A 24737-nucleotide genomic window follows, 5' to 3' on the forward strand; every position below is an offset into this window, starting at 1 on the left:
CTAAAAGCTAAATGGTGATACTAGAAGGCCCACTGCCATCCGGCAGTGGCAAACCATTCCCCTCCTAGCTGAGGTCCATCCAGGTTCTGGTAAACAGGCAGGCCTGCTTCCATGGCAATGGAATGCCCCTCCAAAAAACCTCCTGGAACCAAGAGCCTCAAGCCCCAAGACAAATCTATTCTTTCGCCCGAGCGTCGCTCCGGATCTGCAGTTGGAACTACAAGGGAAGCAGGGCGAGTATTCATCATAGGTGTAGGAACCAAAACTGCAGAATCCCTTCCAGAAATATCACCCCAAATTTTACCTCTGATGCGCATAGAGCTACTTAGCCACTCTAACCACTCGTAAGCAAGCCATCCTGTTCCATGAAATTCGTGACCTAGGGTGTAATCTTCACTATTTTCATGGGTGCGTAAAACGCCCGAAACCTGTGAACCCCAGGAGAGTTTACCATTCTGACCCAAGTAAGTAATGCCTGGCAGTAGATCTACTGATCCTGAACCCAATTGCATCGGATAAGGCAAACGCCGCTCAGTCGTCACAGTATTTCCAAGCGGTGGAGGCGCATTAGGTGTGGAATCACTCTTTGCTATAGAACCAGTTGGAACACTCAAGCCAAAATTGACATGTAGCGTTTGGTGGTTTTGATCAAAGAGCTTATACATCCCCCCCAGCTTCAGATCTCCAATCCCCTCCGAATGCGTATCAAAAGTAACACCATCAAATCGGATGTGTGACATGTCTTTGATTAGGTAGGGAACCATAATGGATAGGGTTAGCTGATCGGTCACTCCTACCATACCCCCGAACACATGCATCTGAGTTTGCATGCTCGTCGGTGCAATCACGTAACGCTGGCCTGCACCTGGGGCGGAGATAAAAGATTGTGAGCCGACTACATCGGTCCCGTCATAATTTTGTTCCATGCTCATGGTCATGTAGCGGTAGGAAAACATCCACTCACCCTTTTCATGAATATGGGAACCCATTACCCCAATTGGAGCGAGGGCATGCTCATGTTTATGCGAATGCTCATGAGCATGATGCTCCAGTGCCTGTAATTCGTTACTTTCTGTTTCTTCAATAACAAAGTCTTCTTTAGCGCTAAGCGCTGAAAATCCTAAGCCTGCACTCAGGACGCCTAATAGTGTATAAAATCTAATAAAGTTCATCTGATTATTCTGTTCTTAAATGTTTATTTAACCCAAATGATGCAAAAACACTCGGAGGTATGCGCAAGATCTTCTTGCACCCCAAGAAGCATAGTGTCCGCTACAAGCATAACCTGCATACACCTTCGCGGACTTTCTTTTCCTTGTGACTTGAGCCTTTACGCATCTCGTTCAAGTTCTATGACCTAACCCGGGTTTAGTGAGTTGATAATGATTTTAGGAGAGCCTACTTGTGCTCTACCAGTAGACTGCTGTGGAAGCAAATTACTGGCAGCCGACCAGTAAATGCACTCGGTGTGACTATAGCCTAGAGCTATCCTAGATTTCTAGATCAGTTCAGGGGGTGGAGATAACGGAGGTTCCGTAATTACCAAGCCTTCGCAGGTCAACACCCGCAAGCGCTCACCTGACAACGCTAATGGTATATACGGGACATAAGATATGAATAACGCTTGAAATTTAAAGGCTTGCAAGGAGGTCACGCTTCGCTGCTCCTGATCACTATGTCTGGTTTCCTCGATTCGTTCACACATTTTACATGGGTGCTGGCCATCAAGAGTTTGATCCAGAGCCAAAGACCAAGAATTCGTTGCCTTGTAGTAGTCTGGAAGCATCTGCCCCCACGCATAGAGCTGTGCAAAATGCAAGTGAAGCTGCGTAATCTGCAAGCAAAAAACAAAGGCAAAAAGGATATATGAGCCCCTCAAACAGTTGTTAGATCTGATCAGTGTAATCACCATAATCCTAGTAAATCCTAATCTTAAAATGCTCTCCTAAGCAATTTAATTCTTCTCACCAAAAAAAATACGGATTTAAGTTCAAATTAGGTTGACCCAAACGGTCTTTTAAGGTTCTATACACGGTTCCCGTCACAATTTAGGAGTACAAAATGGCAGAGACACTAACACTGAAAGCAAAGCCCAGAACACAGATTGGGCGTAGTTCCGTAAAGAAGGTTCGCGGAGAGGGCCAAATACCCGCAGTACTGTATGGCAAGACCGAACCTAAAGCGATTCAACTAAATACTCATGAGGTCATCAAGGCTTTCCAACATATTGAGAGCAAAAATTTTCTCGTCGATTTGTCTCTAGAAGACAGCAAGCAAAGTCACCTCGCCTTGGTGCAGGAAATTCAGATGGACCCTCTAAAAGACACCGTCAAGCATATTGACTTTCAAGAGGTCGACAACGATAAAACCATTACCGCAGAAGTATCTCTACATCCAGCTGGTGAGGCAGTAGGAGTAAAATCAGGTGGTGGTCTTCTCGAGCAGATTATTCGTTCCGTTAAGGTCGAATGCTTACCTAAAGCTCTACCATCTCACGTCGAAGCCGATATTAACAATCTCGAATTAGGTGCTGCTATGAAGATTCGCGACATTACCCCTCCTGAAGGCGTAAAGATCCTTAACCAAGGCGAATTAAACTGCTTTATCATTCACTTACCTCGAAGTGCTCGTGCGGCTAGTGCCCGTGCAGCAGCTGAGGCCAAGGATTGATTGTTTTTTGAAAGGAATAGGCCGTGTCCGGGCATTTATCCCTGGTAGTCGGCTTGGGTAATCCAGGTTTATCTTACCGTGACACGAGACATAATCTCGGGTTTGAGGTATTGGATAAATTAGCAGCAGAGGAACGTCTAACTTGGAAGAAAGCTAGATACACCTCAGCTCAGGTGTGTCAGATGGCTAATAGTATCTGGCTGCTTAAGCCTATGGACTATATGAATACCTCGGGACCGGTAGTAGCCAGGGCCATGCAGTGGTTCAAGATACCCGCTGAACGGGTTTTAGTCATGGTAGATGATGTAAATCTTCCTCTTGGAAAACTACGGCTGAGAACAAAAGGTTCTGCTGGAGGACACAATGGGCTCAAGTCAATAGAACAAGCACTGAGCACATTAGAGTATCCTAGGCTCCGCGGTGGAGTGGGTCCACCTGGAGATTCTGGCAAGGACTTAAGTACCCATGTTCTAGGACAATTTGGGGCTGATGAGAAAGACATAGTAGAAAAAATGAAAGAGCAATGTGCCGAGGTGATTAAGCATTACCACCATGCTGGCCCAGAAAGTGCCATGCTCTTAGGAAACACAGAAACATGAAGCAAACTTACGAAGCAACCTATATTTTGGACATTCAGTCCAAGGAAGAGATCGTCAAAGAGTATGTTGATCTCATCACCAAAGACATCAAGAGTTTAGACGGAACGGTAACCGGTACACAAAAGCTAGACAGGCGTCGTTTTGAACGTTCCGCAGGCAAGTTAGATACCGGTTATTATCTAGTTATGAACTTTGAATTAGATTCTAGCAAGATAGGAGAGTTGGAGGACAAATACCGCCTCAACAAAACGTTCTATCGCCAGTTTTACCTCAAAACAAAACCCAAAAAGCAGCCGTCCGAAAAGAAAGAAGTCGCCGAGTCTGCAGCCTAAACAAACAACAACCGGAGAAAAGCCATGGCCTCACTCAACAAAGTCCTCTTGATGGGAAACTTAACTCGTGACCCCGAAATCAGACACACCCCTAAAGGAACAGCTGTGGGTGATTTAGCCATGGCCATCAATATGTCTTATAAGGCCCAGGATGGAACGGATCGAGACGAGGTGTGTTATGTGGATGTTGTTGTATGGGGTCGCCAAGCAGAAACATGCCACCAATATTTGAAAAAAGGTTCTCCCCTATTCGTTGAAGGTCGCTTACAACTTGATCAATGGCAGACCCAAGAGGGCGAAAAGAAGAGCCGGCTGAGGGTTCGTGGTGAGAGAGTGCAATTTCTCAGTGGCGGCACAAGATCAAGCGGAGGCCCAAGCGAACACACCAGTTCTGCTGGGGGCTACCGTTCCGATGCGAAACCTGAACCCGGTTACAGCGGTGGTTCTAGCGCTTCGTCCTACAATCCATCATCGGTTGCACAATCCGATGATGATATACCATTTTAAAATAAGAAATTATTGGAGATATAATCATGGCAATTGAATTAATCCTAAAGAAACACATCCCAGGCTTAGGTTCTGAAGCGGACGTTGTGAAGGTCCGCCCAGGATATGCACGCAACTACCTTATTCCACGTGACTACGCAATCGTTGCAGATGGAGCCACCAAGAAGATGGTAGAAGAACTGCAAAAGCGTCGAGCAGAACGCGAGGCAGAAGAACTAAATAACGCAAATGAATTGGCAGCTAAGCTGGCTAACGTTACATTAACTTTCCAACTGGAAAGCGCCGTAAAAGGAGGCAAAGCCTTTGGCTCAGTCACTGCCAAGGATATTACAGAGCGTTTAGCTGCAATGGGTATTGGTTTATCTAGAAAAAAAATTAAACTGAAGCAGCCACTTAAAGAAAAAGGCGAACACAAGTTAGACACAGACCTTGGCAGTGGAGTTCACGCTACCATCAAGGTAGTGCTAGATATCTCAGGGGCTGAAAGCAAAGACCCTAAAAGCAATAAAGCAGCCTCTCAAAGCAAATAGTAATGCTTAGCTGTTACAAAGGAGGACAAGCTTGATTTGCCAGTGGAGCTTGGCTTAAATTTATATAACTGGACTATTCACAAAGTGCGGGTTAGATCCAACGGCAGTGTAGCTCAGTCGGTAGAGCAGAGGACTCATAAGCCTTTGGTCGGGGGTTCAAGTCCCTCCACTGCTACCATTACCTAGTTTACTTTCAAAATGCTTCCCAAAGTCTTAATTTTTCTTAGGCTATAAGGATGCTAACGATCTCCGATCTCGCTACGGGCGATTCCTCTACAGGGGAAGAGAATTACGCATCTGTTCACGCACAGATCACGCAGTTACGCTCCGCTGTCACTCAATCCAATAAACCCTATTATGACCTGGAGCTAGCAGATGAAAATACCAAGATAAAACTTAAGATTTGGTCCGGTTCTGCAGCTTTTCACTTTTGCGAACAAAGCTTTAAAGGAGATGTTTGTGAGTTAGAGGCAAAGTTCTTCCGCAATGACTATGGGCTGAATGTGCAGGACCCACGGATGCGTCGCTTAGAAGATGAAGAGAAAATTATTTTCTTTTCCGGCTCACCCGAAAGAAGAGCCCAAATCGACGAAGATTGGTTCTATGTTTGCGAAGTCTTCGAGTCTTTGAGTGAACCTCGCTTATCCCTCATTACTGCTAATTGTCTCAAGCAATTTGAAACCAAATGGCAGCGCGCAGCTGCTGCAAGAACTTATCATCACGCCCGCCGTGGAGGGCTAATTGCGCACACGTCTCAAATGCTTCGTTGTGCCCAAGCACTGGCCCCGCTTTATCCAGAAGTTACACCTGACTTACTTTTTTCAGGTATACTTTTTCATGACATCGGTAAACTTTGGGAAAATGATTTTCCATCAGAGGGTTTTGCTGTAGAGCAAACGCGATCTGGAGAACTCCTTGGGCACATCTCTATGGGAATAGAAATAGTCAACAAGTTATGGAGAGAAGCTGTTCAAGAGAACCCCGAAATATTTGAAGATCAAGAGATTCCTTCACCCATTCTGAGAGATCACTTATTACACTTAATTGCCAGCCACCACGGTGAATTACAATACGGCGCCCCGGTTACTCCAAAAATCCCTGAAGCATGGCTTTTACATTACATAGACAATCTAGACGCAAAGATGGAAATGATGCGCGGCAGCTATAATCAAAAAATTGAGCTTTGTCATGAACTTTATGAAGCACAAAGACCTTTGCATGGCGTCGTTGCCAAGCCGCTAAGCCAATGGTCCCAAGCAGAAATAGAAAAGTCCTATGAGCCCTCTCAAAGCAGTCTGGTAGAATGAATGGCAAGATGCTTGATTCCAAAGTTTCGTGAGATGGAGCATTAAGCGGATTTCGTACACTTTATGTCTCCTCATAAGTTGAACCAGATGCATAAAAGCCTGAGCTGCGAGGGAAGAGATCCCTACTGATGAAAAAAATATGTGTATATTGCGGATCGAGCAATCAAGTTGATGCTATTTATAAAGCAGAGGCTCAAAAGGTTGGGCACCTGCTGGCAGATAATGGTATTACCCTGATTTATGGGGGCGGAAATGTAGGATTGATGGGAGAGCTTGCAAGAGCCGCTTTATCGCATCAAGGTCAAGTTATTGGGATTATTCCTCAAGCACTCATGGACATTGAACTTGGTCTAATGGAAGTCACAGAGCTGATTGTGGTAGAATCCATGCATGAACGCAAATCGAGAATGGCTGAGCTTGCAGATGGCTTCATCGTTTTGCCAGGAGGTATCGGCACCCTTGAAGAGTTCTTTGAAATCTTTACCTGGGCCCAGCTAGGATTACACGAAAAGCCCATTCGAGTTCTCAATACAAATAATTACTACGAAGACTTATTGAAGTTTCTAGACAAGATGTCGAGAGAGAAATTTCTAGGCCAAGAGCATCTAGCTAAAATAGACATATGTCTTAGCTCTGAGAAGCTCCTCCCGCTACTCACCTTTGCTAACGAATAACTCCTATTTCCGCTCGACGATTCCTCTCCCAAGCAGCTTCGCTCTCAGCTGAGTCTGCTGGTCTTTCTTCTCCATAAGAAATAGTATTTAGTCTAGAAGAGGCAATACCCAAACCTATCAGGTAATCACGCGCCGCCAATGACCTACGCTCTCCGAGACCCAAATTATACTGGACTGTACCCCTTGAATCCGTATGTCCTGCAAGGATCACTTTCACATCGCCGTTCGCTTTAAGGTAATTCGCCACCTCTTCAAGCTTAGTCCTTTCTGAAGCTGCTATACTAAAACTATCAAAGCCGAAGTAGACTGTGTACGCTGCCAATGTTTGATAATCTGCATCTTCGGGATTTAATGAAGGATCTCTATCTGGCAGCGCAGGAACAGGGATAGTTGATAAATCCTCATAAGCTCCACCTGTGTTAACACCTGCATTGCTGTCGTAAATACCTTCATCTGGAGGTAGTCTCTTGGTATTACTACACGACACTGACAAAAAGGCAGTGGCTAGAGCTATTACAACTTTATTGGATATAATCATTTTCTTCATTGTATTCTTATTCATGGTTTATCTTGAGCAGTGGGGTTCAGAGCATTTGCTAATTGATAGTGCTATAGGCTTGGTTTTTTTTGTAACGGCATCAAGTAAATAAATTTTTCCTTTGCGCGTGTAGATCAAATGGCGCGAGTTTCTCGCCCAACTCGGAGATTCACAAAAGCCGTCGGTTGTAAGAATAGACTGGTTGCCATTTAGTGGATTTGATATACCTATTTGCATCTGTCCAGCAGTCATAATGGAGTAGGCAATACTTTTACCATCAGGCGACCAAGCAGGCTCCGTAGTGTAAGTAGAATTTGTCCTCATCCGACGCACCGATTTCGAAGATCTGTTCAAAATCATAATCTGCGGAGAACCTCGATCATCTGATGTGAAAGCAATCTCCTTACCACTAGGCGACCAAGTAGGCGATGCTTCTGTTCCTCTAGTATTTGTTAGCCGGTTTGGAGAGCCTCCATTGGCATTGACTGTATAGAGTTCCGTATTTCCATCCTTTGATAAGGTTAAGGCCAGTTTGGCCCCATCAGGCGAAAAAGCTGGAGCAGAATTAATCCCTGGGTAAAAACTGACCGAGCGCCTTTTTTGTAAGACAAGATTAATGACCCATACATCTGGGTAACCACTCTTATAAGATGTGTATGCTATACTATCACCACTAGGTGAAAATTTCGGACCCAAACTGATAGATTTATCAGAAGTAAGTTGGCGTATGTTATGCCCATCTATGTCCGTCATATACACTTCTTTCTTTCCAGAATGACTCGAAATAAAGGTAATACGGCTCGTGGCTATTCCAGGTTTGCCCGTAATAGCGAGAACGACTTCATCATTAAACTGATGTGCTGCGCGCCTGAGGTTATCCGTAAACCTCTGAGCAAACACTTCTTTGCCAGAAGGGTCAGTCAATCTACCGGTAATCGTATTTCCAGAGATAGAGCCTGATACTTGGTATACACCCTTTTCACTATTTACTGCTTTGAGAGAGCCACTATTGTTTAGGTCATTTGTTAATACCGTTTTTACTAGATCTGCTTGCCCGCCCTTGATAGTTCCTACTGCGACTGGAATAGCTGAGTCTCCCTCGATAACTAAAACGGGTTGGCCAGCGGCAAGAAATGGCATAAAGAGAGCACCCATAGCCAGAAGCGCCAGGATCATTCTCAGTGAAATAACTAGAATAGCCATATTATGCCGTAAGCTTCGCAAGACCTTCACAAGATCCTGGCAACAGGAAGCATATAGCCCTTCTGATGGCCTCTTCAGAAGAGAACCTTCAGTGTCTCTCTCTTTCTTTTCACTCAAACTTTTACGCACCTCACTCATTTCCTAATGGATAATCCCGCTTAAAATTGAACATATAACTAGAAACCATGATGCATAGGACAATAAAATTGTACAGGTGAAATCTACTCGAATTGTAGGGTTACCTGGTAGCTTGGGTTGCCAAGATTAGAGGGTAATGGCTGGGAGACACGCTTAGTAGCCTGGATAGCCTTCACAATGGACTGATCAAAAGCTGCTTTTTGTGAAGACTTAATAATTCTGTTGTAAATGATGCTACCGTCAGGCTTGATTGTCACACTCATTTGAGCCACCAGAGGATTTTCGTTCGAGGGCTTCATCCAATTGCTTTTTACGGACTTTATGATGAGCGCGTTGTACCAGTCAGCTGTGTTTGAGCGAGCTGAATCAGAGTAAGCTGTTTGACCTAAAACGCTATGGAGTCGTTTTTGAATATCCTGCTTAGAACTTTGGCTCAACCGCGTCACAACAGGGCTAGGCTTCAGTGGTTCTTTTGATCTTGTTACTATCTTGGTGCTGATATTCGGCTGTGGCTTTTTAGCGGCCTGAGTAGGTTCCGATTTTTTATTCGCAGGCTCAACAGGATTAACAACCTTTTGAGCTACTTTAGGTTTGGGTGGAGCGGCTATCTCTCTAACAACTCGATTCGAAGGTGAAGCTGGCTTAGCAATATGCTGGTTGGTAACAGGTTTTTGATACCGTTGGACTGGTGAAGGTACTTGAACGGCTTCTAATCCTTCTAAATCTACAAGCTCTATGAACTGAAATTCTTGCTTTTCCTGATGGGGTATTTTGAAAGCAAAGAGTAAGAAAAGCAATATTACCATATGAGCGGCGGTCACAAGGCCAAAGCGTCTCCAAAAAAATAAGTCTGGCGTCTTTGTCATGATTGATCTGGCAGAGTTGCTAATCCGACTTTTATATCGGCTTTTCTGACGGCATCGAAGACATAGACGATCGCTTCGTACTTCGTATTCATATCTGCCCTCAGAGAAATAACCGCACGAGGGTTTTGATTCTTCAAATTCAGCAATGCTGTTTCGAGTGCCGCCTTAGTGAGTAGCTTCTTATCTAGTAAAATCTGCCCTGACTTATTGATTGAAAGAAAATGAACATCCTTTGTGTCAATGGGATCTGCAGTTGAAGCTTTGGGAAGTTCGACCTCCATCTGCTGCTCGATAAGTGGCGTTGCTATCATAAAAATAATAAGCAAAGTAAAGGCCAAGTCTATCAGGGGAGTAACATTCAGATCATTAACAATGTCCCTTTTGTATCTATCTGAAAAACGCTTCATTCTTCTAAAATTTTCTCTGACTAAATTGATGCTCAAAAAGATTAGCGCATTCTACAGAAAAATTCTCCATTTCTACTGTTAGCTTACGAATCGTGTTTAATAGAAAGTTGTATCCAAACATGGCCGGAATAGCCACAAGTAGTCCTGCTATGGTCGTTAGCAATGCCCCCGAAACACCTGGAGCAAGCACTTGTAGACTAGAGTTACCGGCTTGTGCCACATCCGTAAAAGCATCCATCACTCCCCAAACGGTTCCGAGCAACCCTAAAAAAGGCGCACCACTAACAACCGTGGCTAGCAGAATAAGCTGTGATTCAATTTTAAGTGCCTCCTCGCTCACTGCTTGCTCCAGAGAAGATCGGACTGCCTTCATCGCTTCCGGGGTAACATGGCTAGCACGTTCCAATCTAGACTCAAAGGTTTCGTCTATCTCACTAGATCCTAACAAGTGAAAACATAGCTCAGATGCTGCTTGGCGAAAGATAGCTGCTAACGGCGAAGGCTCGTAGTGTCTCTTGCTATTGAATAGAAGTAATGGACGCTTAGCGGACCTAAACCTATTAAGAAAAATTCTGTTTTGCTTTTGCGCAGTTGTAATAAAAGAGAATTTTACGACCATAACAGTCCAAGAAAAAAGAGAGGCCATAAAGAGGATAAGGATAATAAATTTTCCCGCTAAATTGGAGTTCTCAAAAGCATACAAAGGTCCTGATATAGAGAGAAGATTCAGCGAGCTGACGACTATCGTGTTAAACATTCTCAATATCATTGTAAACCTAAGTTCATTCGTCAATGCTGAGCAGTATTTCAGCCAAGAAAGCTTGAGATTGACTATTAGTATTATGGATCTATCTTGTAATTAGGGAACACACAGCCATGGAACACGAACCGGATCCTGAAAAACTAAAGCTGAAACCTAGCGAAATCAATACCACTACAGGTCGTATTATCATACCAGATATCAATCCTGACGCCGCACCTAACAAGAAGAGTCAAACCAAGCCATTGGCTATCCCACAAAATGTTAACTATGACCCCAATCGGGCTCCTTACACCCATGCTCCTGGATCGTGGCGACCTCCCACAGCGACTGCATCCAAGCTATCTCAAGTTCCTACCACTCCTCCTCCCCTTAAACCACAGCCAAACTCCAATCAAGGCACACAACTCTTATTAGGAGGAGTCATTGTCGTCTCTGTCTTTCTTGGAGCTTGCCTCGTCATGCTTTGGAAGTCTAATGAGGAACTAAAGACTCAGCTCAATGAGGTTTCTAAGCAACTTGCCGTTGTTGATACCTTCAGCAAAGGTCAAACTGTGAGAATGTCTGACATCAATAAGTCTGTAAAGGAGGTGAAGATAGAAGTTGGCAAAATGAAGAAAAATGCGGTGCGACAAGAAGTGTTACTTTCTGAGCTGACACAGAATCAAGCTGCACTGGCTGGCTCATTCGACAGCCTCGTCATCGAGGACCCTATTGACCCTGCAGCTATCCAAGAAACTGCCGCCACCAATATTCAGCAAATTCCACCAGTTGTCGTGATTCCCGAGCCTGAATTAGAACCCGAATCACAAAATAGTACCGAGCCATTAGAGCCTTTTCAGTCCTTTGAGTAGCACACTGCAGCTATTCTTTCTTTTTCTTAAAAATCTCTAAAGGATTAAAGCCCTTCACTTTGTCTTTTAACACTTCCGCAATGAGATAATCCATTTTCACCTTAGGTTGCTCAGTTGTGCCAACCATCTCAAACGGAATAATAGCGCCATTACGATCATTTTTTTTAAAAACATTTCTTGCTATTTCAGGGATACCAGCAGCTATCGCCTCATTTGTATTGAGCACCCAACTACTCTTTACTTCTTTATCGTAATGAACTCTAAGGCTCCCCTTTAAATCTAGGTTGTCATTCATTAACTCAAAATCATTTGCGGTAATGCTTCCATTTTCTAAGAGAAACGCATTCTCTCCTCGCAGTGCCTTGATTACTTTAAGCTCCCGAATGATTCGCGCATCATTATTCATGGGAAAGGTCGGAAAGACAACTTTAGCTGTTGTATCCGAAAGTTCTATATGACCGCTTCCATTAAGTGATTTAGCGGTAGGGGTAAAGTTCCCAGATGCTAGTAATTCTAAAGATACCACGCCACTGAAGCGCTCAGAATAACCAAGCTTTGGAAGCAAGTGCTCAATTTTCGCCTCACTTAACTTGATGGATAAGTCATGAATACCGTGGTCACCTGTCAGGCTTTCTTTTCCTGAAAGCACTAAATCACCGCCACCAAATACTGCTTCTAGGTTCTCAACAACAAGTGTGTCTTTCCTAAGTTGCGCACTGCTTTCAAGATCAATCAAAGTCATTTGCCCAATTTCAGCTTGCGGAGATTTAAAACGAATCTTCAGATGAAAATTCTCATGTGAGCTCAGGTGCGGACGTTCTATCTCCAAATCACAATTTGCTAAGTTCAAATCATATCCACTCAGATCGTGAACGACTACCTTTGCATTTACTGCAGAAAAGCGCTCAATATCAAGCTTTGTCCATAGCCTTTCTTGTAGTCCAGACGACAAGTGATACTGGATAGTGCTATCGTGCGTTTGAATCTCTGTAATATCTAGTTTACCCAGAAGAACTGGCCAAAGCGCAAAAGAAATATCCAGTTGCTTTGTCTCTAGGCTCTGGAAATTTCTGGTATCTGCGGGTGTACTATATTTGAAGTCATAAAAAGTTAGTCTCAAAGGCGTTCCCTTGATAGATGAAAAAGAAGCCGTTCCGCCATCACTATTATGACTAATGAGGGAAATAAGCCATCCACGCAATGGAGTAGAGCCCAACAAGAAGCCAGAGTTATAGAAAGCTAGCACCCCAATACCTAAAATAACCATGCATGCCGTCGTTAAGATGAGAAGCTTAGCGAGCGGACTAAGTGCTTTAACTGTTTTAAGTTGAGCGCGCAAATTCGACGGTTTCATGGCCTTCATAGTCTTTTACTATCAAAGACACCCGAATCAATAGGTCAATGCTACAATAATGATGTCAGATAACTAGAAACCGAGCTACTTGCTCAGAGGCCCGAATCAGAGCATCTTAGTAATTAATGTGGCCATGTTGCTAGAGGTCTTCATTTTTCTGGTAGCTCATCTACCTCTGAAAACTGCAGTCCATGACTCGAATTCTAATGTCATTCTCAGTCGTGTAGCGCATTTTTCTAGCATTAGCACCTTCTTCCATACTGAATATGACAGTAGCAGAACCTCCCGGTCATTAAATAATGTTTTCGAATTGCACTTTAAATTCTCCATCAAATACCTTGAACGTTGCTCGTCCATCTCACTTGACAATTTCTGGCCTAACTCGTCCACATATGTCTTTTGAATCTCCGCAATATCTTCAACATGATATACTGTTTGCCTAGTAGATGGATCTTGCATGGATAAAACAGCACATTATCCACAATGCCTTATTTATCGCCGTCGCTGAATCACCAAGAATAGAATCTATTCGCTCTGCTTGTTCTTCCGATAATTGAAGATAGTCAATCAAAGCCTCATGGAACTCCTTCTCTTCTGACAATTCCCCCATTTTTTCTTTCTGAGTTCCAAGTTGAAGTAAGAGTTCTTGTTCCTTTTCTTTAAACTCTGCCATGGACTTGTCGACACTCGACTTACCTGAGCCTGCTGTTTTTCTTATTTGGCTTACTTTCATGACTAACATCGTATAAGCTAGCTCTCGCAAATCCGGATATCCATAGTTGTCCAAACTGTCCATTGCCTGCTTGAGCAAATGGAGGATTCATGCCATCACTACCGGTAGTAGTAACTATATTTTTTGTCTGTATGCTATAGTAGAGAATACAGATGCTGCTGAAAGCAGCATAATTAATAGACCTATTTTTTATTCATTGTTTTTCTTTCTTTAGGGTTAGTATTTTAGTAGCGCTCACCGTTATTCCAATATAACGCCGATACTTGTCACTATTTTTACACCAAAGAATCTTCTCATCTAAATGGATAATTATCTCACATCCACAGATGTAATACAGGCCTCGCAATAGTCATCTCTTATTTGCATTAATGGATATGAAATAATTATTATGTATCTATTCATGATAATCTCAAAATATGAGCCAATGTTCTTCACATAAATGTCACTTAATCGTAACGGCTAAGAATCTTAAGTTGCTTTAGGTTATAGCGTGGGTTTGAACCCAACTGAATAAAAGTTAAAAAACAAACCAATTGTGAATACAACATATATGACAAAATACTTAATCAAGAATCTAAGAATTCTTACCGGTGCGTTTATCGCACTTCTAACGACAGGCTTGGAGCCTGCCTTTGCACAAACTACGCTGCAAATACTACATGCCTCTGATTTAGAAGGTGGTGTTGATGCGGTCAAAGATGCGCCTAACTTTGCTGCTGTCGTTGAATCACTAGAAACTGATGCTACTACTCATGGTTATGATTCAATCATCTTATCTGCTGGTGATAATTACATCCCAGGGCCATTTTTTGGCGCAGCTGGTGACCGCTCTTTGCGCGACATCTTCCAAACAGTATACCAGAACTTTTTCGATGAGCGTGCGCTGACTAACGTCCGCGAATCTCCGGGAAGAGCTGACATCACGATCATGAATCTCATTGGATTTGATGCTTCTGCGTTAGGTAACCATGAGTTCGATGCTGGAACAAGCACCATAGAGAGTATCATTGGCTCTGATATCCGTGGCGCCACTCTTGGTGATGTTCGTTGGCTCGGAGCGCAATTCCCCTACCTATCTAGCAACCTAGATTTCTCAGGAGACGGTGAACTCTCAGATCTCTTTACTACTGATGTATTAGAGAGCACAGAATTTATCTCTACACCATCAGACTTAACTGCTGCAACTAATACACCTAAACTTGCTCCCGCAACAATCATTGTAAGAGGTGCTGAGAATTATGGTGTAATCGGCGTAACAACACCACTACTTGCAACTATATCTTCACCTGGTCTAACTACGATTCTGGAACCAGGAGCTGGCACTAATGACATGGCTGCTTTAGCTTCTATCGTCCAGCCTGTAGTGGATGCCATGACATCTGCCGGCATCAACAAAATCATTGTCGTATCTCACTTACAACAAATCGCCCTTGAAAAAGAACTTCTAGGGTTACTAGAGAATGTTGATATTATTATCGCTGGAGGATCTGACACACTTCAAGCAGACGGAACGGATATTTTGCGTTCAGGAGATGTTGCCGATGAAACATACCCTTACATTGGATCTGACAAGAATGGAACTCCTGGTGCTATTGTCAGCACAGACGGTGAGTACAGCTATGTTGGACGCCTAGTTGTTGATTTTGATGCTACAGGTGTCATTGACCCTCTAAGCATTGACCCAATCGTTAATGGCGCATATGCCACTGATGACAGTGGAGTCATCAGCTTATGGGGTGACCTGGTCGCGCCGTTCACACCGGGTACAAAGGGCGCAGCAGTAAAAGTGGTCGCAGACGCAGTTGCAGCCGTTGTAAATGCTAAGGATGGAATCGTTTATGGAAAAACAGCCGTCTTCATTGAAGGACGCCGTAATTTCGTGCGAACTGAAGAAACGAATATGGGTAACTTAACAGCTGATGCCAACTTAACTAAAGCTCAAAGCATTGATCCATCCGTTTTGCTATCATTCAAAAACGGTGGAGGCATTCGCGCTGAGATCGGCTCTATTGATGGAACTACAGGGGAGCTCCTTCCAACTGAAGCTAACCCAAGTGCTGGCAAACTAGCAGGAGATATCTCTCAGCTAGACATTGAAAATACTCTAAGATTCAACAACACGCTGAAACTCGTTACACTTCCTGCTCAAAGTCTTATCGATATCCTAGAGCATGGTGTAGCAGATAGTCACCCAGGTAATACACCTGGAAGATTCCCACAAATAAGTGGCCTTTCATTCAGCTTTGACCCATTAGCTCCAGTAGGAAGAAGAGTAGTCACAGCGGCGATTAAAGACCTAGAAGGAAATACGCTTGATGTTCTTCTTGAGGATGGAATTTTGCAAGGTGACCCTACACGCCCTATTCGTTTAGTTACTCTAAACTTCCTTGTGGACTTCATGGGTGACGGATATGACTTCCTCACTACTGGAACAGACATCATAGATCTAATAGACTCCCTTGGAGTAGTTGGTGAACAACAGGCTCTTGCTGAATACCTAATAGCGAATTACTCCGTTGAGCCATTTGATATTGCAGAGACAGCTGTTGGCCAAGATAGCCGCATCCAGAACCTACTCTTCCGTAGTGACAGCGTGGCATGGCCTCCAGTTGTTCCTAAGAAAAGTGCAATCCAGCTCGTTAAGATTGGTTCTTACGCAACTGGAATCTTTGATGAAGGTGCTGCGGAAATTACAGCTTTTGATGCTGCCTCACAACGCACATTCGTTGTAAATGCCAATTCAGCAACTGTAGATATTCTAGACATGAGTGATGTCACATCACCAACACCAATCGGGCAAATTGATATTCAAGCACTCTTCGGAAGCGAAGATGTTGAAACATCTCCAAACAGTGTAGCAGTATCCTATGGACTTGTTGCTGTAGCAGTTCAGCGCAATGCTACTGATGAGTTAGAAACTCCATTAAAGGGCATTGTAGCATTCTTCGATGTAGACGGTAATTTATTAACCACAGCAATTGCTGGGTTCTTACCAGACATGATCACTTTCACCCCTGATTCCAGATATGTGCTAGTGGCTAATGAGGGCGAACCTACCGATGACTATAGCATCGACCCAGAGGGATCTGTTAGCATTTTGTTAATGAGGCCTACCTATTTTTCACTCCTTATCAATAGATGGCTAGAAAGGTTCGGTAGACCTAGTCGTCCAATTCGCTCACCATTTGTAAGAACAGCTTCTTTTGATGCTTTCAATGATAGTGAGAAAAAGCTGAGGAAGGACGGAGTTCGCATCTTTGGCCCTGGAGCTAGTGTTGCTCAAGATTTAGAACCTGAATACATCACGGTATCTGGTGATTCTAAAACAGCCTTTGTGGCGCTTCAGGAGAACAATGCTTTAGCAATTATCGATATTCCATCAGCTACGGTAAAAAGCATTGATGCTTTTGGCCTTAAAGACTGGAATCAATCCGCATTGGATCCTTCAAACAGAGATGACACCATTAATATACAACCTTGGCCTGTTCTCGGGATGTATCAGCCTGATGCTATTGCGTCATTCGATAAGAATGGAAATACCTTCATCCTAACTGCTAATGAAGGCGATGCCAGAGACTATGATGGCTTTAGCGAAGAGGAGCGTGGTAATGATCTAACACTAGATCCTACCATTTTCCCTGACGCTGCTGATCTTCAAGAGGACGAGCAGCTGGGACGCATCAATGTTACAACCGCTGCAGGTGACACAGATGGCGACGGTGATTTCGATGAAATCCATACATATGGTGCTCGCTCTTTCTCAATCTGGAAAGTTAAGAAGAACGTCGATAAGATTAAGTTACTCTACGACAGTGGTTCTGAATTTGAATGCATTACCGCATCTCTAATACCTGCAGACTTCAATTCAACTAACGATGAAAACGGTTCTTTTGACAACCGTAGTGATGACAAAGGACCAGAACCGGAAGGCATAGCCGTAGGAAAGGTAAATGACCGTAACTATGCTTTCATTGGTCTAGAAAGAGTTGGTGGGATCATGGTTTATGACATCACCAAGCATAAGAATCCCGTGTTTGTTCAATACATTAACACTCGTGATTTCAATGGAGATGCCGAGGCTGGCACTGCTGGCGATCTCGCCCCCGAAGGAATAGAATTTATTCCAGCTACTGACAGCCCAACTGGCACGCCTCTTCTTGTGGTGGCTTACGAGGTCAGTGGAACTGTTGCTATTTTTGAAATTCAATAAATTCTAATTGTTGATTGATATTTGAGGGGCCTGCCTAGTGCAGGCCTCTTTTTATATTACAAAGTTACTTTTTGTCGGCATTATTGAGAATAAAGTTACGGACTTCTCTAGATGTCCTTTCCCAGTCGGACGTAAGACCTGTCGAATTTGCTGCAGCAAATATTGGAGCTGTTAACAATCCACCAGCAATAAGCCCGGGTTGCGCATTAGAACCACCTGTCGTTCTAAAGGATACAGCTGGCTTGGTCTTGGATTTCGCAAGATTGTAAATTTTCACAAGTGCTTCAACTTTTGTTCCACCAGCACCAAACCCTATACCCATGCGCAATGCACGACTTCCCTGGTTAATTTTTTTAAATTCACCCTTTACTAGCATACCAGAGCCAGGCAACGACTTTGGTGTGTTAGATGTAGGAGCAATCTCACGAAAACGCTCAACCATCATAAATTGTAATTCGGCACTAGCATTCTTTTTAAAATCAGATAACTCGCTCCCACTGCGATCTACATCCCAAATTCCTTTTGCTGTATCAAATTGGCTGACATAGATCTTTTTTGGATACTCGAGTTGCGAATAATACTCGACTGTTTTGTCGTCAACTTTTACAGAAGCACAACTGGATATGAGAAGTACCCCGGTTAGGAATAAAAAAGTATTTTTTATTTTCATAAACTTGCAATTTTTCGATTAACCATTAAACAAGAGTCTCGTTTCTTGAAGTGCCAGGCTCATTGATTAGTATCTGATTGACATATTTAGTTAAAAATTAGTTAAAGGCAAATTTTTAGCGTTATATATTTAGTTAAATTTTTGATATTCATTAAATCCAGGTAGATATAAACACCTATTGTAATCACATGTTAAATTTAGAATAAAATACCGATGTTAGTACTTGAGAATTTGGCCGAGCTAGTTGGCAAATACAGCGAAGATTTAAAGTCAGAAGTTGCCAGTTTTAAAATCAGGCAGCAATCATTTGACGCTTCTAAGACCCAAATGATGGGCGTAGTTAATCTCTCTGCAGATTCCTGGTACCGTGAGAGTGTCTGCCTCTCAATAGATCAAGCGATCCAGAGAGGAAAAAGACTAGCTATTGAAGGAGCTTTAATCATAGATGTAGGGGCAGAGTCCACCATCCTAAATGCAGAAAGAGTTAGCTCTGAAGCTCAATCGTCCCAACTGGTTCCAGTGATACAAGAATTAAATGAAGCAGGAATCTTAGTATCTGTAGAAACTTATCACGACGCGGTCACTAAAGCATGTTTAAATTCAGGCGCAGCAGTGCTAAATCTAACTTCCTCAGTGGGCGATGAATCCCTGTTTAAAACGCTATCTGATTACGAAGCGGGAGTCATCATCTGCTACGTTCAAGGTGAACATGTCCGGTCAGTCAATGATTTCATTCTCTCGGACGACCACACAGATGTGCTTTACGATTATTTTGCGAAGCAAATTGAATTGGCCACTAAGTGTGGAGTAGAGCGAATATGGATAGATCCTGGCTTAGGATTTTACTACGCCAATCTACAAGATGGAAAGAAACGTATACAATATCAGATGAAAACTTTTCTAGAAACCTTTCGCCTTCGAAAGCTAGGTTGGCCAGTATGTCATGCCCTTCCACATGCCTTTGATTTCTTTGGAGAAGAAGTACGCACTGCGGAATCATTCTTTGCTGTATTAGCTCTTTTAGGTAAAACCAATTTGTTGCGCACTCATGAGGTAGCAAAAGTGAAAGCAGTATTAGAATCTATGGAGTGCTATTAACGACTAAGATTGGAGTCGAAGGTAAAATTTTTATGGGTGACCCGAAAAAACAGGTAGCTCTTATCACCGGAGCAGGAGGCGGATTAGGTCGCGCTATCGCAACTGATTTAGCCAAGATTAATTTTGAAATAGGCGTGCATTACTACCGCAATAAAGAAGGGGCCTTTATAACAAAAAGAATCCTAGAAGACCTGGGCACTAAGGCCCATGTGCTTGAGGCGGATTTAACAAAGCCTGAGGAAGCCATTCGCCTTGTTCATGAACTGACCGACAATTTTGGTAGGTTGGATCTACTAGTGAATAACTCTGGCGTCTATCATATGAAAACGCTTTCAGATTTAAGTTTTTCCGAATGGCAGGAAGGAATTCATTCCACAGCCACTACGACCTTCCTCATGACCCAAAACTGCCTCCCACTTTTACGCCAGTCTAATAATGGACGAATCATTAATATTGGAGATTCCAGCTGTGACCGTATCGGTGCACGCAACTTATCCATAAGTTATCACATAGGCAAAACGGGCGTCTTGATGCTAACAAAATCATTCGCTCAGGAGGAAGCCAAGCAAGGAGTAACCGTTAATATGGTCTCACCTGGTTGTCTAGAAAATAGTATAGACAACCCAGACCCTACCAAGATTCCTGCAGGCAAATTGGGGGCCTTTGAGGATATCACGGAAGCCATTCGTTTCCTGATTAAGCCTGAGGCAGGCTATATTACTGGATCTAATATCATAGCAAGCGGTGGTTGGAATCTACGCTAGTAGCCAATCAAAACATGAACGGATGATGTTATACAAGTTGCACGAGATGCCTAAAAGCTTGAGCTATAAGAAAACGAGATTCGACGATGATGTGCCCCAAGGCGAGCACCCTCCAGCAGACTCTATGCTTCTTAGAGCCAAGAACTTGCGCAGATCTTTGAGTTTCCACGCCACCACTCAGTAAAGTCAAACAAGTATAACTGGATCACCATAAAATGTATAGCTAGTTGCATCAACAATTTTAAGATCCAATAGCTGCCCCTTATGGCGCTCATCCCCTTCAAAAACGACAATCTTATTGGTGCGGGTGCGTCCTGAAAGCCGCTCTTTTTTTGTTTTACTTGGGCCTTCCACTAATACCTCTACCGTTTCGCCAATAGCCTCTTGGGCTCGTCGTTGAGCGATTTCTTCCATAACCGCTAAAAGATCTTTATTCCGCTCCATTTTCGTTTCTTCAGCAACCTTTTCATCCATGAGCGCTGCAGGCGTATCCTTACGCTCTGAGTAGCGAAAGATAAAAGCATTATCAAACTGCACATCTTCAACCAACTTGCGAGTTTCCAAATAATCTTGTTCTGTCTCACCAGGAAATCCTACGATTATGTCGGTAGTAATCGCGATGTGAGGACAAACCTCTCGCATTTCATTAACTAATTCTCGATAGCGATTTGCACTGTACCCTCTGTGCATTTTTTTGAGCAAACGATCACTTCCAGACTGAAGGGGTAAATGAATATGCTCACACAACTTGCTAAGGTTTCCAAAGGCTTGAACAAGATCCTTTTTATACCCGATGGGATGTGGAGAGGTGAATCTGATCCGGTCTAACCCTTCTACTTCTTGTAAAGCATATAAGAGTTGCACAAAAGGCGAACGACCCTCTCTGCGTTCAAACTCATTTCTTCCGTAAAGGTTAACAATTTGGCCAAGCAAGGTGACTTCACGCACCCCCTTGGAAACCAACTTTTTTGTTTCATCTACAATTTCCTGGATAGGCCGAGACCGCTCACTGCCTCTGGTGTATGGAACTATACAAAACGTACATTTCATATTGCACCCCTGCATGATGGAAACAAATGCTGTTACTTGAGTATCTTTGTGCGCATGATCTCTTATCATATTCTGAGAACCTGCTTCTGCTTCAATATCAACAATGGCCTTTTGAGACTGGCAAAGGTCGTCCATATTTGGCTGCTGAATACCTATCAGTCTATCTACATAATCAGCTACTCGATGATACTTTTGGGTGCCTACTACTAAATCTAAGCCAGGCAAGCGCTTAATAAGCTCATTTCCTCTGCTCTGAGCCATGCAACCCATAAATCCTAGAAGCACCTGTGGATTCCGTCTTTTATGAGAGTTCTGAATGACTTCCATTTTGTTAATGGCTTTTTGCTCAGCCATGTCTCGCACCGAGCAAGTATTTAGCAGTACCACATCAGCCTGTTCAACTTGAGAGGCCAAAGTATAGCCGCGCGATTGAAGCTGCTGAGCTACTTGCTCAGAGTCACGCTCATTCATCTGACATCCATAGGTTTTAATATAGACAGAAGGCATATGACATCTCCTCAATAGAAAAATCGTAATTATAGTGACAATAGTTGGAATGCAAAGAAATTATCACATGACTCAATAAGACTAGTGATCTCTACACATAGTTGCTAAAAAGAGGAAAGAAATGTCCCTAGAAGCTAAAACAGAATTACGCGTCAAGCTCAAGAGCCAACTCAGTAATATTCCTAAGGAGAATAAAGCAGCTCTATCAGGCTCAATCCTTAATCATTTCATAACTTCTAAATTATGGGCTCAAACCAGTCACATCATGATCTTTGCACCTTTACCCTCAGAACCCGATTTATTGCATTTGCTACCACTTGCTTATCAAACAGGTAAGACTATCTATCTACCTAGAGTTGATGGGAATCATTTGAAGTCTTATAAAATTAGCGATGCATCTGAACTCAAAAACAGCACTTTGGGAGTCAGAGAGCCTGATCCTGCTTTACATGAGGAATTAAACCCACTAGCCATAGATATCGTGATAACGCCAGGGCTCGCCTTTGATCACTCCGGAATGCGCCTAGGCAAAGGAGCTGGCTACTATGATCGCTTTTTCAGTGAGTCTCGGCATCCTCTTAAAATTGGTTGCTTTTATGAATGCCAACTTGTGGAATCAGTTCCTGCCGAAAAGCATGATGTTGCTATGGATTATTTATTATCAGAAAAAGGTCTTCGAAAAACTGACTGTGATCATCATTACACTAGTAAGGTGCCGTATTAACATATGAATGGTGATCACGGTCATGAGGTCATGCTCAGCCTTACTGCGGCTATTTCTCTTGGAGTTTTCTTAATTGTTCTGGCTCGCATTCTTAAACAGCCGGGGATTATTCTACTTTTAGTAGGCGGAGTTATTCTTGGCCCAGAGATTCTTGGCATTGTTCAGCCGGAAGCCTTAGATGAAGTTTTGCCTACCCTTGTTTCTTTAGCAGTTGGCATCATTCTTTTCGAGGGCGGGCTCACTCTAGATCTAAAAGGATTTGAACGCGGATCTAAAGTAATCCAAAGGTTGCTTACAATTGGAGTGCTAGTCACCTGGTTCGGATCTACTTTATGTGTCTGGAGATTATTTCAGACGGACCTGTCATTTGCGTTTTTAGCAGGGAGCATGATCATTGTAACTGGTCCAACAGTCATTGTGCCCCTGCTGCGCAGGATTCATGTAAACGACAAGCTACACCATATACTTCATTGGGAAAGTGTGCTAATCGATCCCATTGGGGTATTCATAGCTATTTTATGTTTTGAATGGGTAGTAGGACAGCAGGGGGGAATGGCCGTAACCAACTTCTTTATTCGAGTCTTGGTAGGGATGGCTGTCGGCTTACTAGGAGGGGTTATTATTTATTCCTGTTTAAAGAAAAAGTGGATTCCAGAGTCCATGCACAATGTTTTTATCCTAGGCTCTGCTGTATTTGTATTTGGAATAACTGAACGAATCATCGAGGAAGGGGGCCTTTTGGCTGTAACTGTGGCAGGCTTTTGGGTCGGATGGAGACACCCTGTAGATCTAAAGCAAATCAAACAATTCAAAGCAGAGATTACGGATTTACTTATTGCAGTTCTCTTTGTTTTATTAGTCGCGCGATTAGAGTTGGAGGATTTTCAGAGATTCGGATGGGCTGGAGTCATATTACTTATCCTGGTGATGTTTGTTGTAAGGCCCTTGAATATTTTTGTCAGCACATGGGGCTCAGACTTAAAAACAAAGGAAAAGCTTTTCCTATCCTGGATTGCTCCAAGAGGTATAGTCGCCGCCTCCATGGCTTCTCTATTTGCGATTGCTATGGAAAAGCAGGGAAAAGAAAGTGAAGCTGCCTTACTGGAAATTTTTATCTATGGAGTAATCGGAGGAACCGTTTTGCTCCAAGGCATAACCGCAGGGCCACTAGCTACTCTATTGGACGTTAGACGCAAGCACCCTTCCGGGTGGTTAATTGTCGGTGCCCATGGACTGGCGAGAGGAATCGCAAAATTTCTTAAGAAAGAGAGCGATAAACATGTTGTCTTGATGGACACCAATACAAGAATGGTTTCTCGAGCCCAGAGGGACGAGTTAACTGCCCTCTGTGAAAATGCTCTGGAAGTTCGACTCCTCGAAGAAAAACCAGATTTGCACTCCGTAGGACATATCCTAGCATTAACCGACAATGCGGAACTCAATGCGCTCTTGTCTCAAAAATGGCGCAGACAGCTCGGCTCCGAATCTCAAATACTGCGTTGGAGCCCCCGACGAGCAGACCAAGAAGAGGTCATGAACGAGGATGTGGAGGAAGAGATTTTTTGTCCGGAGCTGGCCTCCCCCTCAGTTATTTCTAGTGAGATAGCGGCCGCTGAAAGCCACCTAGAGAGAGTCGTTGTTCATAAAAACTCAAGGAATTTTGAGGGTAGGGTATTAGCTATGATAAGAAAGGGTGATGTCTTTATGTCACCAGATTTCAGTAAGAAAATTGAAAAAAGACCTGGGGATATTCTTTTGCTTCTCAAACGTTCCGGTGGTTATTTATGGCGTAGCCTTGAAAATGGCAAGATTGTTGAAAAGGCTGTTGGCAACTTAGCAGACTTGTACCATGTCCTCGTATCGGATGTTGTTGAGCTATACCCATCTGTATCTGCAGAAAAGCTACTCGAACAACTAAAAGAGCACGACAAGGTATTTCCACCAGCCATGGGTCGTGGAGTCGCGGTTCCTCACGTTTACAGTGCTGGGCTGAGACGTCGAATGTGCATTCTGGCTCGTTTAATTGACGGGATAACATTAGAGGGACAAAAAGAAAACATAAGATTAGTCTTCTTCGTTCTGAGTCCTTCAGGCGATCCGGAAGGACACTTAACCACTTTAGCGGAAATCGCTCGTTTTTGCGCCGATGAGGGTAATCGTAAGGCCCTTTTAAATGCCAGTAGCCCAGGCGCTATGAAGACACTCATTAAAAGAAAAATGCAGTTTAGTACCTAGAGACTGC

Annotated in this window: 25 protein-coding genes and 1 tRNA gene; 15 read left to right on the plus strand and 11 right to left on the minus strand. The window is 43.4% G+C overall.

What is annotated here, in order from left to right:
• Positions 1-20: 20 nt before the first annotated feature.
• Both AAGA18_08310 and AAGA18_08315 read right to left on the minus strand, forming a co-directional pair.
• Positions 21-1172 (minus strand): transporter, encoded by a 1152-nt coding sequence (locus AAGA18_08310; GenBank protein ID MEM9445344.1) that lies wholly within the window; start codon positions 1170-1172, stop codon positions 21-23.
• A gap of 326 nt (positions 1173-1498) precedes the next feature.
• Positions 1499-1912, minus strand: coding sequence for a hypothetical protein (locus tag AAGA18_08315; GenBank protein MEM9445345.1), 414 nt, complete (start codon positions 1910-1912; stop codon positions 1499-1501).
• Positions 1913-2061: 149 nt separating this feature from the next.
• On the opposite strand from AAGA18_08315, the gene AAGA18_08320 reads away from it, so the two are divergent.
• The 8 genes from AAGA18_08320 to AAGA18_08355 all read left to right on the plus strand — a co-directional run bounded on the left by AAGA18_08320 (position 2062) and on the right by AAGA18_08355 (position 6619).
• Positions 2062-2670, plus strand: a complete 609-nt coding sequence (locus AAGA18_08320) for a 50S ribosomal protein L25 (protein ID MEM9445346.1) — start codon at positions 2062-2064, stop codon at positions 2668-2670.
• Between the two features lie 23 nt (positions 2671-2693).
• The gene (pth, locus tag AAGA18_08325; GenBank protein ID MEM9445347.1) at positions 2694-3269 is read left to right on the plus strand and encodes an aminoacyl-tRNA hydrolase; all 576 of its coding nucleotides are present in this window, start codon (positions 2694-2696) and stop codon (positions 3267-3269) included.
• Positions 3266-3601: a 30S ribosomal protein S6 gene (gene rpsF / locus AAGA18_08330; protein ID MEM9445348.1), complete on the plus strand. Its 336-nt coding sequence runs from the start codon at positions 3266-3268 to the stop codon at positions 3599-3601. Before pth ends, rpsF begins: the two co-directional genes overlap by 4 nt.
• Positions 3602-3625: 24 nt before the next feature.
• Positions 3626-4108 (plus strand): single-stranded DNA-binding protein, encoded by a 483-nt coding sequence (gene ssb, locus AAGA18_08335; protein MEM9445349.1) that lies wholly within the window; start codon positions 3626-3628, stop codon positions 4106-4108.
• Positions 4109-4134: 26 nt separating this feature from the next.
• Positions 4135-4638, plus strand: coding sequence for a 50S ribosomal protein L9 (gene rplI / locus AAGA18_08340; protein ID MEM9445350.1), 504 nt, complete (start codon positions 4135-4137; stop codon positions 4636-4638).
• A 102-nt stretch (positions 4639-4740) separates the two neighbouring features.
• Positions 4741-4816: transfer RNA gene (locus AAGA18_08345), tRNA-Met, on the plus strand.
• A 58-nt stretch (positions 4817-4874) separates the two neighbouring features.
• Positions 4875-5945, plus strand: a complete 1071-nt coding sequence (locus tag AAGA18_08350) for an HD domain-containing protein (GenBank protein MEM9445351.1) — start codon at positions 4875-4877, stop codon at positions 5943-5945.
• Between the two features lie 128 nt (positions 5946-6073).
• Positions 6074-6619: a TIGR00730 family Rossman fold protein gene (locus tag AAGA18_08355; protein ID MEM9445352.1), complete on the plus strand. Its 546-nt coding sequence runs from the start codon at positions 6074-6076 to the stop codon at positions 6617-6619.
• On the opposite strand, the gene AAGA18_08360 is transcribed toward AAGA18_08355, so the two are convergent.
• The 5 genes from AAGA18_08360 to AAGA18_08380 all read right to left on the minus strand — a co-directional run bounded on the left by AAGA18_08360 (position 6609) and on the right by AAGA18_08380 (position 10540).
• Positions 6609-7181 (minus strand): OmpA family protein, encoded by a 573-nt coding sequence (locus tag AAGA18_08360; GenBank protein MEM9445353.1) that lies wholly within the window; start codon positions 7179-7181, stop codon positions 6609-6611. The genes AAGA18_08355 and AAGA18_08360 overlap by 11 nt on opposite strands.
• A gap of 3 nt (positions 7182-7184) precedes the next feature.
• Positions 7185-8360 (minus strand): biopolymer transporter Tol, encoded by a 1176-nt coding sequence (locus AAGA18_08365; protein ID MEM9445354.1) that lies wholly within the window; start codon positions 8358-8360, stop codon positions 7185-7187.
• A gap of 221 nt (positions 8361-8581) precedes the next feature.
• A complete protein-coding gene (locus tag AAGA18_08370; GenBank protein MEM9445355.1) occupies positions 8582-9364 on the minus strand; it encodes a TonB family protein in 783 nt (260 codons plus the stop codon).
• Positions 9361-9771, minus strand: a complete 411-nt coding sequence (locus tag AAGA18_08375; GenBank protein ID MEM9445356.1) for a biopolymer transporter ExbD — start codon at positions 9769-9771, stop codon at positions 9361-9363. Before AAGA18_08375 ends, AAGA18_08370 begins: the two co-directional genes overlap by 4 nt.
• Positions 9772-9775: 4 nt before the next feature.
• A complete protein-coding gene (locus AAGA18_08380) occupies positions 9776-10540 on the minus strand; it encodes a MotA/TolQ/ExbB proton channel family protein (protein ID MEM9445357.1) in 765 nt (254 codons plus the stop codon).
• 107 nt (positions 10541-10647) lie between these two features.
• On the opposite strand from AAGA18_08380, the gene AAGA18_08385 reads away from it, so the two are divergent.
• On the plus strand, positions 10648-11385 hold the full coding sequence (locus AAGA18_08385) for a hypothetical protein (GenBank protein ID MEM9445358.1): 738 nt from the start codon (positions 10648-10650) through the stop codon (positions 11383-11385).
• 10 nt (positions 11386-11395) lie between these two features.
• Here the strand turns inward: AAGA18_08385 and AAGA18_08390 are convergent, their stop codons facing one another.
• Both AAGA18_08390 and AAGA18_08395 read right to left on the minus strand, forming a co-directional pair.
• Positions 11396-12748 (minus strand): AsmA-like C-terminal region-containing protein, encoded by a 1353-nt coding sequence (locus AAGA18_08390; GenBank protein MEM9445359.1) that lies wholly within the window; start codon positions 12746-12748, stop codon positions 11396-11398.
• A 430-nt stretch (positions 12749-13178) separates the two neighbouring features.
• Positions 13179-13535: a hypothetical protein gene (locus tag AAGA18_08395; protein ID MEM9445360.1), complete on the minus strand. Its 357-nt coding sequence runs from the start codon at positions 13533-13535 to the stop codon at positions 13179-13181.
• Positions 13536-14022: 487 nt separating this feature from the next.
• Between AAGA18_08395 and AAGA18_08400 the strand changes: the two genes are divergently transcribed.
• Positions 14023-17682 (plus strand): choice-of-anchor I family protein, encoded by a 3660-nt coding sequence (locus AAGA18_08400; protein ID MEM9445361.1) that lies wholly within the window; start codon positions 14023-14025, stop codon positions 17680-17682.
• A 64-nt stretch (positions 17683-17746) separates the two neighbouring features.
• Here AAGA18_08400 and AAGA18_08405 read toward each other — a convergent pair whose 3' ends face one another.
• Positions 17747-18352 (minus strand): DUF4410 domain-containing protein, encoded by a 606-nt coding sequence (locus AAGA18_08405; GenBank protein ID MEM9445362.1) that lies wholly within the window; start codon positions 18350-18352, stop codon positions 17747-17749.
• A 213-nt stretch (positions 18353-18565) separates the two neighbouring features.
• Between AAGA18_08405 and AAGA18_08410 the strand changes: the two genes are divergently transcribed.
• From AAGA18_08410 to AAGA18_08420, 3 genes are read left to right on the plus strand one after another with little or no spacing between them, the layout of a single operon-like run.
• Positions 18566-19450, plus strand: a complete 885-nt coding sequence (locus tag AAGA18_08410; protein MEM9445363.1) for a dihydropteroate synthase — start codon at positions 18566-18568, stop codon at positions 19448-19450.
• A 32-nt stretch (positions 19451-19482) separates the two neighbouring features.
• Entirely contained in the window at positions 19483-20214 is a 732-nt protein-coding gene (locus AAGA18_08415; GenBank protein ID MEM9445364.1) for an SDR family NAD(P)-dependent oxidoreductase, read from the plus strand.
• A gap of 46 nt (positions 20215-20260) precedes the next feature.
• Positions 20261-20398, plus strand: a complete 138-nt coding sequence (locus tag AAGA18_08420) for a hypothetical protein (GenBank protein MEM9445365.1) — start codon at positions 20261-20263, stop codon at positions 20396-20398.
• Positions 20399-20400: 2 nt separating this feature from the next.
• On the opposite strand, the gene miaB is transcribed toward AAGA18_08420, so the two are convergent.
• Positions 20401-21771 carry a tRNA (N6-isopentenyl adenosine(37)-C2)-methylthiotransferase MiaB gene (miaB, locus tag AAGA18_08425; protein MEM9445366.1) on the minus strand — a complete coding sequence of 457 codons (1371 nt, stop codon included), beginning with the start codon at positions 21769-21771 and terminating at the stop codon, positions 20401-20403.
• Between the two features lie 121 nt (positions 21772-21892).
• Here miaB and AAGA18_08430 point away from each other — a divergent pair, with 121 nt between their 5' ends.
• Together AAGA18_08430 and AAGA18_08435 are read left to right on the plus strand one after the other, a co-directional pair.
• Entirely contained in the window at positions 21893-22495 is a 603-nt protein-coding gene (locus tag AAGA18_08430) for a 5-formyltetrahydrofolate cyclo-ligase (protein ID MEM9445367.1), read from the plus strand.
• Positions 22496-22498: 3 nt separating this feature from the next.
• Positions 22499-24730 (plus strand): cation:proton antiporter, encoded by a 2232-nt coding sequence (locus AAGA18_08435; protein ID MEM9445368.1) that lies wholly within the window; start codon positions 22499-22501, stop codon positions 24728-24730.
• Positions 24731-24737: the final 7 nt, after the last annotated feature.

Source organism: Verrucomicrobiota bacterium (assembly GCA_039192515.1).
GTDB lineage: Bacteria > Verrucomicrobiota > Verrucomicrobiia > Methylacidiphilales > JBCCWR01 > JBCCWR01.